The 11905-nt window shown below is 69.4% G+C and carries 15 protein-coding genes and 1 pseudogene; 3 read left to right on the plus strand and 13 right to left on the minus strand.

Features of this window, described 5'->3' with window-relative positions:
- The 7 genes and pseudogenes from H6G16_RS00980 to H6G16_RS01010 form a co-directional block, all read right to left on the minus strand.
- A pseudogene (locus H6G16_RS00980) lies at nucleotides 1-216 on the minus strand (porin); the annotation flags it as partial.
- 208 nt (nucleotides 217-424) lie between these two features.
- On the minus strand, nucleotides 425-568 hold the full coding sequence (locus H6G16_RS00985) for a hypothetical protein (protein ID WP_190388475.1): 144 nt from the start codon (nucleotides 566-568) through the stop codon (nucleotides 425-427).
- Nucleotides 569-647: 79 nt separating this feature from the next.
- Nucleotides 648-1229 (minus strand): HupE/UreJ family protein, encoded by a 582-nt coding sequence (locus H6G16_RS00990; protein ID WP_190388476.1) that lies wholly within the window; start codon nucleotides 1227-1229, stop codon nucleotides 648-650.
- Between the two features lie 33 nt (nucleotides 1230-1262).
- A complete protein-coding gene (locus H6G16_RS00995) occupies nucleotides 1263-2399 on the minus strand; it encodes a GTP-binding protein (protein ID WP_190388477.1) in 1137 nt (378 codons plus the stop codon).
- Nucleotides 2400-2481: 82 nt separating this feature from the next.
- Nucleotides 2482-3303 carry a hypothetical protein gene (locus H6G16_RS01000; RefSeq protein WP_190388478.1) on the minus strand — a complete coding sequence of 274 codons (822 nt, stop codon included), beginning with the start codon at nucleotides 3301-3303 and terminating at the stop codon, nucleotides 2482-2484.
- Between the two features lie 98 nt (nucleotides 3304-3401).
- Nucleotides 3402-4364, minus strand: coding sequence for a multicopper oxidase domain-containing protein (locus tag H6G16_RS01005; protein ID WP_347238746.1), 963 nt, complete (start codon nucleotides 4362-4364; stop codon nucleotides 3402-3404).
- Between the two features lie 11 nt (nucleotides 4365-4375).
- Nucleotides 4376-4564 (minus strand): hypothetical protein, encoded by a 189-nt coding sequence (locus H6G16_RS01010; protein ID WP_190388479.1) that lies wholly within the window; start codon nucleotides 4562-4564, stop codon nucleotides 4376-4378.
- A gap of 105 nt (nucleotides 4565-4669) precedes the next feature.
- On the opposite strand from H6G16_RS01010, the gene H6G16_RS01015 reads away from it, so the two are divergent.
- A complete protein-coding gene (locus tag H6G16_RS01015; RefSeq protein ID WP_190388480.1) occupies nucleotides 4670-5335 on the plus strand; it encodes a Fe2+-dependent dioxygenase in 666 nt (221 codons plus the stop codon).
- Here the strand turns inward: H6G16_RS01015 and H6G16_RS01020 are convergent.
- Complete coding sequence (locus H6G16_RS01020; protein WP_190388481.1) at nucleotides 5332-6315, minus strand: metal ABC transporter substrate-binding protein; 984 nt, start codon at nucleotides 6313-6315, stop codon at nucleotides 5332-5334. The genes H6G16_RS01015 and H6G16_RS01020 overlap by 4 nt on opposite strands.
- A 119-nt stretch (nucleotides 6316-6434) precedes the next feature.
- Here H6G16_RS01020 and H6G16_RS01025 point away from each other — a divergent pair, with 119 nt between their 5' ends.
- Nucleotides 6435-7130, plus strand: a complete 696-nt coding sequence (locus H6G16_RS01025; RefSeq protein ID WP_190388482.1) for an ATP-binding cassette domain-containing protein — start codon at nucleotides 6435-6437, stop codon at nucleotides 7128-7130.
- Here the strand turns inward: H6G16_RS01025 and H6G16_RS01030 are convergent.
- Complete coding sequence (locus H6G16_RS01030; protein ID WP_190388483.1) at nucleotides 7127-7558, minus strand: transcriptional repressor; 432 nt, start codon at nucleotides 7556-7558, stop codon at nucleotides 7127-7129. The genes H6G16_RS01025 and H6G16_RS01030 overlap by 4 nt on opposite strands.
- Before the next feature lie 34 nt (nucleotides 7559-7592).
- Here H6G16_RS01030 and H6G16_RS01035 point away from each other — a divergent pair, with 34 nt between their 5' ends.
- On the plus strand, nucleotides 7593-8405 hold the full coding sequence (locus tag H6G16_RS01035; protein ID WP_190388484.1) for a metal ABC transporter permease: 813 nt from the start codon (nucleotides 7593-7595) through the stop codon (nucleotides 8403-8405).
- Here the strand turns inward: H6G16_RS01035 and H6G16_RS01040 are convergent.
- Genes H6G16_RS01040 through H6G16_RS01055 form a run of 4 tightly spaced genes read right to left on the minus strand, consistent with a single transcriptional unit; the run spans nucleotide 8391 to nucleotide 11861 of the window.
- Nucleotides 8391-9710 (minus strand): hypothetical protein, encoded by a 1320-nt coding sequence (locus tag H6G16_RS01040; protein ID WP_190388485.1) that lies wholly within the window; start codon nucleotides 9708-9710, stop codon nucleotides 8391-8393. The genes H6G16_RS01035 and H6G16_RS01040 overlap by 15 nt on opposite strands.
- Nucleotides 9707-10363, minus strand: a complete 657-nt coding sequence (locus tag H6G16_RS01045; RefSeq protein WP_242036085.1) for a TIGR03943 family protein — start codon at nucleotides 10361-10363, stop codon at nucleotides 9707-9709. Before H6G16_RS01045 ends, H6G16_RS01040 begins: the two co-directional genes overlap by 4 nt.
- Nucleotides 10363-11319 (minus strand): permease, encoded by a 957-nt coding sequence (locus tag H6G16_RS01050; protein WP_190388487.1) that lies wholly within the window; start codon nucleotides 11317-11319, stop codon nucleotides 10363-10365. Before H6G16_RS01050 ends, H6G16_RS01045 begins: the two co-directional genes overlap by 1 nt.
- A 59-nt stretch (nucleotides 11320-11378) precedes the next feature.
- Nucleotides 11379-11861, minus strand: coding sequence for a 6-carboxytetrahydropterin synthase (locus tag H6G16_RS01055; protein ID WP_190388488.1), 483 nt, complete (start codon nucleotides 11859-11861; stop codon nucleotides 11379-11381).
- Nucleotides 11862-11905 lie beyond the last annotated feature (44 nt).

Raw genomic sequence — 11905 nt, forward strand, 5'->3', positions numbered from 1 at the left:
ACGCACGTCGGAGAACTGGTTGACGCTGGTCACCTGATTTTTCGATCGCCAGGCCTTGAGCTCGTCGATCTCCTGCTGCTCCATGTAGTCGTTAATGGCCTCACGACTATTCAGCGACGCCAGCTCACCCGCGGCGGCGGTTGTCGGGCCGATCGCAGTGGGCAGCACCAGGCCAAGGGTGGCGGGGGCCAGCAGGATGCGCTGGAAAGCGTTCATGAACTCCTCACAACAGAAGTGGAAGGATTCCCGTTTCTCGGGAATGACCTGCGCCCACGTCTATTGGATGAAGGTCGCCCGATTGGGCGACTTCGATTCATTCTTGGGTATCAAACATGACACCTTGGGGTGGCCGTGCCGATCCGCGCTTGCGATGTCTTGACGTCGAGCCCAGCGTTCCCTGGAAGGGACAGTTCTGGCTTTGAATTCAGGAGTGTCGCCGTACCCGAACGGGCACCAGTACCGGTTGCATCAGGCCTCCGCCGCCGTTGTCGTCATCGGAGTCGGTGGTGAGCCAGAAGGCCAAGCCGAAGAGGGCGAGAACGCCGGAGAAAAGAATCAGTTCGGCCATGGCGTTCTTATTGGCTCGCCACACGGTAGCCAGCTTGGCCAGGCGTGGTGTAGCGAAAACGGCCGTTTTGGGGCGGTTCTTACACCAGGGTGGCGAGGGCGAGCAGCCCACCGGCCAGGCCGAGGACGGCAGCCAGCCGCAGCGTCCAGCTGGGGCCCAGGTGACGCAGGGTCAGGAAACTGGCCGTCACCACAGCAGTGGAGGCCAGTGCGGCACCACACCACCAGCCCAGCAGGCTGGCGGCCGTGCCCGTGGCTTCCTGGCCGTGGAGCATGGCGTGGATCGCCACCCCTGCCGCCAGGACCACGGCCAGCAGGGGGCTTTGGCGCCGCCGCACGAGCAGGGTGACGCCCAGGGCTGAAACCGCCAGCGCCGCCAGCACCTCCGCGGCAGGAAGGCTGCCGCCGAAGGCTCCAAACAGGCTTCCCCCTGTAGCGCCACCGAGAGCCACCAGCAGCACGGCGGGGCCCGCCAGGGCTGCGGCCCCGCCCACGCCAACCAGCAGGAGCAGATGGTCGAGGCCCAGTAGGGGGTGGCTGGCACCGGCCACCAGCCCCCCCGTGGCCACCCCATGGGCACCGGCCGGCAGGGCTGACAGCAGGCTGAGTCCCAGTCCGGCTGCGGCGGCGAGGGCCAGTTGACGGGTGGCTTGGGGAGTCATGGCGAACGTGGGGCCTTCCAATCAGTATCCCGCTCAGGCGAAGCCCTTGCCGGAATCCTTGGCCACGCACGCCTGGAGCTGGCGCCGCAGTTGGTCGTGGTTGAGGTTCTTGCCGATCAACACCACCTGGTTCTTGCGGGTGGCGTCGGGCCAGTCGGAGTCGTCGATCGAGAAACGCTTGCCGGCCAGATGAAACACATGGCGCCGTTCGCTCTCGTTGAACCACAGGATGCCCTTGGCCCGGAACACCTCCGCGGGCAACTGGTTGTCGAGGAAGTTCTGGAATTTGCGCAGGGCAAAGGGGCCCTCGGCCGCAAACGACAGCGACGTAAAGCCCTCGATGGCGGCGTGGTCGGGATGGGCGGCGTGGTCGTGGTGATCGCCGTGGTGATGGTCGTGGTGATGCTCCTCGTGATGGCTGTGCGTCTGACGACTGGGCGCGTGATGGTGGTCGTGGTCGTGTTCGCAGTGGCCATGGGCATGGTCGCAATCGCTGTGGTCCTGCTGCGCCACGATCTTGTCGCTCTCAAACAGGCCCACGCTCAGCAGCAGCGGCAGGGGCACCTCACCCTTCACCGACCGCAGGATGCGCGCGTCCGTTTTGATCTGGCGCAGTTGCGCTTCCAGGGCGTTGAGCCGCTCTTCGGCCACCAGGTCGCACTTGTTGAGCAGGAGCATGTCGCTGTACACGATCTGGGCCCGGGCCACCTCCCCCTCCAGCAGCTCATCGCTGAAGTTCTCCGCATCCACCAGGGTGATGATCGAGTCGAGGCGGGTGGCGTCGCGCAGGTCGCTGCCCAGGAAGGTCATGGCCACCGGCAGCGGGTCGGCCAGGCCGGTGGTCTCCACCACCAGGTAGTCGACCGGCTCGGGGCGATCGAGGATCCGATACACCGCTTCGAGCAGCTCGCCGTTGATCGAGCAGCAAATGCAGCCGTTGCTCAGCTCCACCATGTCTTCGCCGGTGGCCACGATCAGGTCGTTGTCGATGCCGATTTCGCCGAATTCATTCACCAGCACCGCCGTTTTCAGGCCCTGCTGGTTGTTGAGGATGTGGTTGAGCAAAGTGGTTTTCCCCGCCCCCAGAAAGCCGGTGAGGATCGTCACCGGCAGGCCCGTGGGAGCCGCTGCCATCACGGTGGATTCGCTGGGGGTGGCGCTGGCGGTCATCGATGCAGGGGATTGCCGTATGACGTTGACCTTAGGAAGGGCGTGATGGTGGATTCCGGATCCGGGCCTGGCTCCTCGCGCCTTACAGCTGCTGTTGCAGCTTTTGCAGCTGGGCTGTGCCCATCACGGTTGTGCGCGGGGGGATCACCGTTGGGAAGGCCTGCAACATGGTGGCAATGGCGCGCTGCTTGTCGCTGAGTTGGACCGCGGCAGCCGGTTGGCTGGCCGCGGCTTGGCCGAGCAGCCGTTGGGCCTCCAGCAGGAAGCCCCGTGCGTCCTGGTATTCGATCGCTTCCACAACCTGGTTCCCCGTCACTGCGGCTCCGTATTCGTCCAGGGCCGTCTCCGCCAGCTGCCGCACCACGGCCGTCACCATTTGGGTGTCTGCGGCCCCACCTCCAGACAGGGCTTGGGCTGCGGCGGCGATGGCCTGCTGGGCCCTGGCCAGTTTCTGGGCCGTGGCAGGGGCCTGGGGATTGAGCCGCACCTGCTGGCGCAGGTCTTCCAGGGTGGCCAGGAACGGGGCGATCCGGCGACGTTGCAGGGCCGGCTCCACGGCGCCGTAGAGCTCATCGATCGGATGGCCCACGTGGGGCTCGGCTGCGCTGTAGAGCCGTTGGTTCAACAGCTCCTGGGCCACCAGCAGGTGGCCCTGCATCTGGGCCAGCACCACCAGTAGATCGAGGTCGGTTTGGGCGCTGGCCGCCCGACCACCCTCTCCCCCTTCCCCGCCTTCTCCCCCTTCCCCACCCTCGGCGAGGGTGGCCTGGCTCGGGCTCGACGACGCTGGCCCGTGCTGGCTGTGCTGGGCCAGGGCCTGGCACGGCTGGAGTGTGATGCCGAGCACCCCTGTGCTCACGCCCACGCTCAGGAAGATCTCCAGGGCTTTGCGGGGGCGTGGCATGGGACAGGTCTTCAGTACAGCCAGGATCCTGCACGCCCCGCCCTTATGCCGTTCTTTTGCTATCGGGGGAGGTGATCAAAGGCACCGCGACGGGTGCCTCAGGCCGGCACCACCTCAAACAACCCCATGCAGCCCCGTTCGGCGATTGGGTCCTGGTGGGGGTGAACCATGTAGCGGCCGGTAAAGGGGAAGGACCACTCCAGGATCTGCCGTTCGGCCATCCCGAGAGTCACCACGTCCGTGGTGTCGCTCCAACTCGGATGGATCACCCGGAATTCGTTGGCATGGAGATGGAAGGTGAGTGGTGCCTCCAGTTCCGTCATGTTCAGCAGGTAGAGCCGCACCAGCTGGTGCTGCCGGATGCGGATCGGCTGGTGCATGTAGGCATCAGGGATGCCGTTGAAGGCATACAGCTCGTTGCGCCCGTCATTGTTGAGGTCGTAGCCACCCATCACCAGCACCAGTTCATCGGCGGGGGGGCGGGGCGTGATCGGATCCACCACCAGCAGCCCGAACAGGCCCTTGCCCACATGCCGCGCCACCGGCGCCACATGGCAGTGATAGGGGTAAAGGCCGGCCCGCGGCAGATCGAACTCATACACGGCAGTCCGTCCCTTGAGCACCGGCTCCACGCCATCCATGGCGGCAGGGTGAGTGCCATGAAAATGCAGGCTGTGGGAGGTGCTGTCGCCGTTGTGGAAGAGCACGCGGATGCGTTCTCCCTCCTGGGCACGCAGCGTCGGCCCGGGCACGCGGCCATTGAGGGTCCAGGCCTTGAACAGCACCTCTCCGCCCAGGGGAAGGGTGATGCTGCGGGCTTCCACCTCGAAGACCCGGATCCGTTGGCCGTTCTCCGCAATCAGGCGGCCCTGCTCAAAGCTGCGCAGGCACTCCTGGGGATCGAAGGGCAAGGGCGCTGATTTCGCGGGCGATGCCATCGGCGTCTCCATGGCCCGACTCCGGGCTCCCAGGCCTGCTCCCAGCAGGCCGGCACCGGCCATGAGCCATCCCCCGGCCCGGAGCAGCTGACGGCGATGGAGGGTGTTGGGGATTGGCTGCACGCCCTTTCTCCTCAGCTTTCGCCCCCTTCTCCCCCCTCACCCCCCTCGCCCGCATCCCGATTGTCGGGCGGGTTGGGGCTGCGCAGTTCCTGGTTGTCGGAGCCCCCCTCCTCGCCGGCCTCGGGGGCTTGGCCGCAGGCCACGGTGCCGCCGGCCAGGGCCAGGGTGCTCAGAAAGAGGGCGATGCTGGAGCGATTCATCGGGCTGGATGGGATCAGAGCCTGCTTCGATCCTGAACGGATTGCGGCCCCTGCGCATGGGTTCTGCAATCTGATCACAGCTCGCCGTCGCAATCGTCACGTCCCATGCGTTTTCTGATTGAGCCGCTGGTGCCTGCAGCGCAATGCCGCTCCTGGGTCGAGCAGCTGCAGCGGGCGGGTGAGGCCTGGCGGCCCGGCACGGACACGGCCGGCTGGCACGCCCGGGAGGTGAAGGCCAACCACCAGCTCGATCGCCAATGTGCGCTGCATCAGACCCTGGCTGCGGAGCTGCTGGACCAGTTGCGGCGCCATCCCTTGATCCAGGCGGCGGCGTTTCCGCGCCAGATCCATGGCCTCCTATTCAGTCGCAGTGGCGTGGGGGAGGGCTATGGGCGCCATGTCGACAATGCCTGGATGGCGGGAGGCCGCAGCGATCTTTCGTTCACCATCGCCTTGAGCGATCCCGATGGCTACCAGGGGGGAGCCCTGGTGCTCGAATCGCCGAGTGGGGAGGATGCCTTTCGCCTGCCGGCCGGCCATGCCCTGGTGTACCCCAGCACCCTGCTGCACCGGGTGGAGCCGGTGACCGCCGGCGAGCGGCTGGTGGCGGTGGGCTGGATCGAGAGCCGCATCCGCCATGGGGACCAGCGGGAGTTGCTGTTCGAACTGGATACGGCGCGCCGGACCCTGTTTGAGCGCAGCGGCAAAGATGAGGTGTTCGATCTGATCAGCCGCAGCTACACCAACCTGTTGCGCCGCTGGGAGCGTTAGCGGCCGATCGCCTGCCACCGCTGCACCAGGGCCTGCTGACTGGCCCGGTCGCACCGGCCCTTGAGCCCGGTGACGATCAGACAGGTGTTGTCCGTGAGGGTGGCCACCAGGGTGGCGAATCCACGGCTGGCGGGGGCCAGGCCATCCGCCACCAGGGGGGCTGGGGCCAGGGGCACCCCGCTCAGGGCGCTGATGCGTTGCAGGGCCTTGCTGGCCGGCAGCTGTTCCGGGAACAGCATGGGCACCTGCTCCCGCTTCAGTTGGGCCACCACGGCCTGAAAGGCCTGGGGCCGCAGGGTGTCACTGCTGCTGCTGGCATCCACCAGCGGCAGCTCCTTGAGCTTGTAGGCCCGCGCCAGGCTGGGGAAGGCCCGGTGCCCGGTGGCGAGGGGGCTGCTGGCGGGAATGGTGGCCAGCTGCTGGCGGTTCCAGCGGTCGAGCTCGCCGAGCACGGTGGTCATCTCCAGGGCCCGCGCGGCAATGCGGCTGCGGGCCTCGGGGTTGCGGGCTTCCAGTCTCTGGGCCACCAGCCGCACCATGGCGCTGGCTTGGACGGGGTCGTGCCACACGTGGGGATCCCGGTCGCCGTGATCGTGGCCGGCGTCGTGATGCGGGTCATGACCCACCACGGGGCTGCCTGGGACGGCCAGCTCAGCCACCGCCACGGCCCTGGTTAGGTCGCCCAGGGCAGGGGTGAGGCTGTAGCCGTTGATCAGCACCAGCGGGGCCTGGCGGAGCTCGCGGCTCTGCTGGGGTGTCAGCCTGAACTGGTGGGGGTCGTCTCCGGGACGGAGCAGGCAACGCACCTCGAGGTCGGCTGCGGCAAGGCGCTGGCTGAGGTCACACAGCACCCCATCGGCGGCGACCACCTCTGGGGGGCGGGACGTCCTGCAGCCGGCCAGGGCCACAAGGCCTGCCAGGGCGAGCGCCAGGGCCAGGCCGGCAGGGGGCGACGTTGGCGATCGGAGCGTCACAGGCACAGGCTGGCCATCCCCGGAATTGGGCGAATGATAATGGTTCTCATCTTTTCGAGCTGGTTGGGGTCGTGGTCGTCTTGGCGCGACCCTCGTTAGCTTTGGGCCAGGCCTGAAGGCGTTGCGTGTCGCTTGAGGTGAGTCAGCTGCGAGTTCGCCGCGGCGACCAGCTGGCCCTGGAGGGCGTGAGCTTCGCGCTCGAGCCCGGCACCCTCACCGCCCTGGTGGGCCCCAACGGAGCCGGCAAGAGCACCCTGCTGCAGGCCATCGAGGGGCAATTGCCGCTGGAGAGTGGCGCCATCCGTCTCGATGGGCTGCCCCTCACCCCGGCCCTGGTGCGGCAGCAGCTGGCCCTGATGCCCCAGCGGGGGGAGATCGCCTGGCACTTCCCCATCAGCGTGCGGGAGCTTGTGGCCCTCGGGCGGATGGCCGCCCAGCGCCCGGGGTGCTGCGATGTGGAGGCCGCCCTGCAGCGGGTGGGCTTGGCCGGGTTGGCGGGGCGTCGCCTGGATCAGTTGTCGGGGGGGCAGCAGCAGCGGGCCCTGCTGGCGCGCACCCTGGTGCAGCCGGCCCGGGTGTTGCTGCTCGATGAGCCCTGCGCCGCCATCGACCCCCCCTCGCGTACGGAGCTGCTCAAGGTGATGGGCCAGCTGCGCGATGCCGGCCTCACCCTGCTGGTGAGCAGCCACGACTGGGGGCGTGACCTCGATGCCTACGACCGGGTGCTGGTGCTCGATCGCTGCCTGCTGGCCGACGGCAGTCCCCAGCAGGTGCGCCATGCCCTCGGCGACCTGCGCGTGGGCAACCACTGCTGCGGTTAGCTGGCCCGCGCAGATGCCGGCTGGGTTGCACCGGCCTGGCGCTGCTGGCAGCTGGGGCACAGACCGAAGAACTCCAGGGTGTGGAACAGCAGCCGGAAGCCGGAGGTCTGCACGTCATGCAAGTGCACATCGTGCATGGGGCAGTGTTCGAGCACGGCGGTGCAGCCGCAGTCGACGCAGGTGAGGTGGTGCTCGTCACGGTCGGTGGGGGCGAACAGGCCCTCGCCACTGGGCAGGTGACGGCAGCGAATCAGGCCCCGTTGCTGCAGCTGACGCAGGTGGCGGTACACCGTGGCCAGCCCCATGGGCTGGGGGCCCTGGCGCAGCAGGGCGTGGAGGTCTTGGCCGGAGAGTTCCCGGTCGGCCCGGCGCAGGGCGGCCAGCAGCAGCTGCTGGCGATCGCTCGGGGCGGCAACCTGGGTGGACATGGCCGGGCCGGTGACGGCGGAGTGCGCTGATCCTATGGAGAGTCTCTGGTGGCTGCTGCCGCTGTTGCTGGCCCTGGTGATCGGTGGGCTGTGTCCCCTGGCGGGCACCCTGCTGCTGGTGCAGCGACGGCTGTTTTTGGCCAACCTGGTGTCCCACGCCGTGTTGCCGGGGCTGGCCCTAGCGGTGGCGTTGCGCCTGGATCCGGGCCTGGGCGGCGTGATCAGTGGCCTGGCCGGCGCCCTGCTGGCGGAGCGGCTCAGCCGCGCTGATCGTCCCGGGGAAGGGGGCGATGAGGCCGTGCTCAACACCGTGCTGGCGGGTTTTCTGGGGCTGGGGGTGCTGTTAATTCCCCTGCTGCAGATCCGCGTCGACCTAGAGGCGGTGCTGTTCGGCGACCTGCTGGCCGCCGCGCCGGCCGACCTGCTGCGCAGCCTGCTGGCCCTGGCGGCCGTGCTGCTGCTGTTGGCCTTGCGCTACCGCCACTACGTGTATCTGGGCGTGGATCCCCTGGGCGCCGCCGGGGCGGGCCTGCCCGTGCAGCGGCTGCGGCTGCTGCTCACGTTCGTGACCGCCTTCACGGTGGTGAGTGCCATGACCGCCGTGGGCGTGGTGTTGGTGATCGCCCTGATGGGTGCACCGGCCCTGGTGGCCCTGGCCGGTGCCGCCAGCCTGCGCCAGGCCCTCTGGCGCTCGGCCCTGGTGGGCATGGCCATCAGTGGGGCGGGCTTCCTGCTGGCGATCCAGCCGCTGGTGAACCTCCCCCCTGGCCCCCTGATCGGCGTGCTCTGCCTGGGACTGCTGCCCCTGGCGGGGCTGCGGGAACGGCGTCTGTTAGCCCGCCGGTAGCCACAGGGCCCACCGCACCGGCTTGTTGACCGGCTGGAGTTGCAGGGTTTGGCCATCCACCAGCACGGCCAGTGCCCCCGCCGTGGCGCGGGCCCGGGGCCGCAGGGTGAGCAGCAGCTGCTGGCGGGTGGGATCGAAGGCCATGGCGCTGCCGGGCTCCAACTCCCAGCCCGTCAGGGTCCGTTGCTGGACCAGCTGGCCGCGGCGATTCAGGGCCAGCAGCTGGGGCTGGGCCCCCTTCTTCCAATCGCTGATCACCAGCCAGACGCGCTCGCCACCCCGGTCGCAGGCGCTGGCCAGCACGGCTTCAGTGCCGATCCAGAGTTGGCGCGGGGGCTGGCCCGGTTCCACCAGCTCGAGGGAGCGGCGGTAGTCGGGCCAGTGGCGCACCAGCAGGGCCCGGCCACTCACCGGACAGAAGCTGCTGAGCTCCCGGCTGCCGGGCAGCAGCTGGCGCCGGCTGGGTTGTCCGGGCAGGGAATGGAGGGTCAGGCCTTCCAGTTCCGGCACCACCACTCCGCCGCCCTCCGGCAGCAGCTGCATCGGTCCGGAGGCCTTCTGAACCAGGGGCTGGCGTTCGCCCCGGCGGGTGTGGAGCACGGTGGTCCCCGGCTCCAGGGCGGTGGTTGAGGCCTGCACCAGCAGGTCGCCGCGGCGGTTGCTGCTGAGGTGGGCAAACAGCAGGGGCTCCCCACTGAGGGGCGCCAGCTGGCCAGGCTTGGGTTCACCCAGGCCGCCGGGCTCGCGCACCAGATTGCGCTGGTGCAGGGGCAGGCGCCAGAGCCGATGGGAGCCCTGGCCATCGCCGCTGAGCAGGGCCACGCCGGAGCCGTCGCCCAGGGGCATCACCTGGGCTAGCTGGGGCCACACCCGCGTCAGCGGCAGCCAGCTGCCATCGCGGCGCTGCAGTTGCAGCTGCTCTCCCCCCGCCACCGGCACCACCGCCAGCAGCCGGGGCCGGGGGTCCCAGCGCCAGCGCTGGGGTTGGAGCGAGAGGCCGCGGCGGTCGGTCCCCGCCAACAACAGCTGCAGGGGGCCCGTGAGGGTCTGCTGGGGCAGCAGCAGCAGGCGCAGGGGATTGCCCTCCCCCAGCCAGCGCCTGGCCAGCCCCGGTTCCAGGGCACTGGAGCGCTCCAGGCTGGAGCGCTGCATCGGCCGGCTGAAGCGCAGATCCAGGGCGGCGGGGCCCGAGCTGGCCGTGGTGGAGCTGATCTCCACCAGCCGGGGTGGGCGCCGCAGCAGCAGCTGTTGCTGCAGGGCTGCGAGCGCTACTCCGCCCCCCAACACCAGCAGCACCCGCCTCATGGCTCGAGCGGCCGGCTGGGCCGGGCGATGGGCGTGATCCGCTGGGCCACCACCACGCTGCGGCTCTGGCCGTGGTGCTCCTCCACCGCCATGGTGCCCTGCACCGCCAGCCACTGATCGGCCCGGGGCACCTCGCCCGGCGGCCAGCGCACCGGCAGGCCCACCGGCGTGGCATCGGCGAGACAGCAGCGCACCAGCAGCCTGGCCAACTGGGGAGACTCCCCCGGCTGGGGCCACACAAAGCCGCTGATGCGCACCGGGTCACCGGCGTAGAGGCTGGGGTCGGGCTGGCTGCGCAGCAGGCGCACCCAGTCGGTGAGGCTGCGCTGGGCCGGCGGCAGCAGGAAGCTCAGCTCGGCCTCCTCACCCAGTTCGGCGGGGCGGTTGGCGGCCAGGTCGCTGAAGGAGGGGTTCGGGGGAAGCACCAGCACCAGCAGGGCCACGGCACCGCTCCACCACCAGGTTCTTGGGCTGGGTGGCCGACGGCCTGGCCCCAGCTCCGCTGGCAGTTGCAGGGCTGCTAGCACCAGCAGCACAACGCCGCTGAGGCCCACCAGGGGATGGAAGATCCCCCGCAGCAACAGGTCGAGCCGGCCACTGAGGCTGCTCACCAGCAGCACGAGTCCCCAGAGGGCGAGGGCGAGGGACCGCATCACAGCAACAGCAGGTTGACCCATTGGCCCAGCACCAGCACCGCCACTCCCGCGGCGGCGGCCGTCAGGGCAATGGCCCGGGGCTGAAACAACACCCGAAACAGGCCCAGCAGCTTCAGATCCACCACGGGGCCCAGCACCAGAAAGGCCAACAGCGCCCCCGGGGTGATCTGGGCGGCAAAGCCCAGGGCCAGAAAGGCATCCACGCTGGAGCACACCGACACCACCACCGCCAGCAGCATCAGGCTGAGCACCGACAGGGTGGGGGCTCCCCCCACGGCCAGCAGCCAGCTCCGGGGCAGGAGGGTTTGCACGGTGGCGGCGATGGCGCAGCCCAGCACCAGCAGGGCGGCCAGATCGAGAAATTCCCGGCTGCCGTGCTCCAGCACCTCCTGCAGGGGGGGACGGGACGGCTGAACCGGCAGCGGCGGGGGGCTCACGGTTCCCACCAGGCCCGAGCGTCTCTCCAGCAGTCCCACCTCCGCCAGAGGTTGACTGAGCCGCCGTTCCTCCAGGAGGGCGGGCGCCAGCAGGTGGGCCTCCGGCAGCAACCGCAGCACGCTGGCCAGCAGCAGGCTGAGCAGCAGGGCTCCCCCGGGACGGGCCGCCAGCAACCAGGGCTGGTTGGGGAAGGCGGCCCAGGTGCTGGCCAGCACGATCGGGTTCAGCACCGGAGCGGCGAACAGGAAGCCGAGGGCCGTGCCCAGGGGGGCCCCCCCCGCCAGCAGGCGCCGGGCCACCGGCACGTTGCCGCATTCACAGGCCGGCAGGGCAAAGCCCAGGGCGGCGCCGGTGAGGGGGCCGAGCAGGGCATGGCGGGGCAGCTTGCGCAGCCAGCCGCCCCCGGGGGCAAGCCAGCGGGCCAGGCTGGCGATGGCCACCCCGATCAGCAGGAAGGGGAGGGCTTCCAGCAGCAGCCCCTGAAAAATGGCCCAGGCGGTGGCCAGGCGCTCCAAGGCTCAATCGATCACGGCCAGCCGACCATGGCACAAAAGCCCGGGCGCAGGTGCCTGCTTCAGCCTGGTTCCGGAGCCCTCGGGCCCCCAAACCAGCCGGGGATGGCTTCGTAGCAGGCGGCGTTCTTTTCGTTTTCCCGGGCCTCCACCTTCCAGCAGCAGGTGCGGCCGCCGTCGCGCCCCTGCAGCAGGGCGTTGGCCCACTCCCACACCAGCTGGGCGCTGGCCTCCATGCCCACGTTGTCCATCACCCGCAGGTCGAGGGCCCCTTGCTCATGCAGGGCCTGCCACTGCTCCAGCAGCGGGTCGTCGGCATTCACCAGAAAGGTGTGGTCAAACTGGGTCGCCAGCTGGCTCTCCAGGCTGCCCAGGCTGGAGAAATCCACCACAAAGCCGTTGGCATCGAGGCTGGCGGCCCCGAACCAGCAGGTGAAGCTGCGGCTGTAGCCGTGCACGAAGCGGCAGTGGCCGGGGTGGCGCCACTGGCGATGGCAGCAGGGGTAGCCGCTGAAGGTCTTCGAGCAGGTGAAGGCGGCGGTCATTCCCTCGGGGAGCGGGGCGGGAGGTGGATCTTGCGGGAGGATCG

The organism is Cyanobium sp. FACHB-13342 (assembly GCF_014697415.1).
Classification (GTDB): Bacteria; Cyanobacteriota; Cyanobacteriia; order PCC-6307; family Cyanobiaceae; genus Cyanobium_A.

Bases quoted from the DNA above. Each gene is read 5' to 3' on its own strand.
- H6G16_RS01055 (WP_190388488.1), bottom strand. From the start codon at position 11,861: ATGACCGCCGCCTTCACCTGCTCGAAGACCTTCAGCGGCTACCCCTGC.
- H6G16_RS01030 (WP_190388483.1), bottom strand. From the start codon at position 7,558: ATGTCCACCCAGGTTGCCGCCCCGAGCGATCGCCAGCAGCTGCTGCTG.
- H6G16_RS01040 (WP_190388485.1), bottom strand. From the start codon at position 9,710: ATGAGGCGGGTGCTGCTGGTGTTGGGGGGCGGAGTAGCGCTCGCAGCC.
- H6G16_RS01010 (WP_190388479.1), bottom strand. From the start codon at position 4,564: ATGAATCGCTCCAGCATCGCCCTCTTTCTGAGCACCCTGGCCCTGGCC.
- H6G16_RS01000 (WP_190388478.1), bottom strand. From the start codon at position 3,303: ATGCCACGCCCCCGCAAAGCCCTGGAGATCTTCCTGAGCGTGGGCGTG.
- H6G16_RS01015 (WP_190388480.1), top strand. From the start codon at position 4,670: ATGCGTTTTCTGATTGAGCCGCTGGTGCCTGCAGCGCAATGCCGCTCC.
- H6G16_RS01045 (WP_242036085.1), bottom strand. From the start codon at position 10,363: ATGCGGTCCCTCGCCCTCGCCCTCTGGGGACTCGTGCTGCTGGTGAGC.
- H6G16_RS01035 (WP_190388484.1), top strand. From the start codon at position 7,593: ATGGAGAGTCTCTGGTGGCTGCTGCCGCTGTTGCTGGCCCTGGTGATC.
- H6G16_RS00985 (WP_190388475.1), bottom strand. From the start codon at position 568: ATGGCCGAACTGATTCTTTTCTCCGGCGTTCTCGCCCTCTTCGGCTTG.
- H6G16_RS00990 (WP_190388476.1), bottom strand. From the start codon at position 1,229: ATGACTCCCCAAGCCACCCGTCAACTGGCCCTCGCCGCCGCAGCCGGA.
- H6G16_RS00995 (WP_190388477.1), bottom strand. From the start codon at position 2,399: ATGACCGCCAGCGCCACCCCCAGCGAATCCACCGTGATGGCAGCGGCT.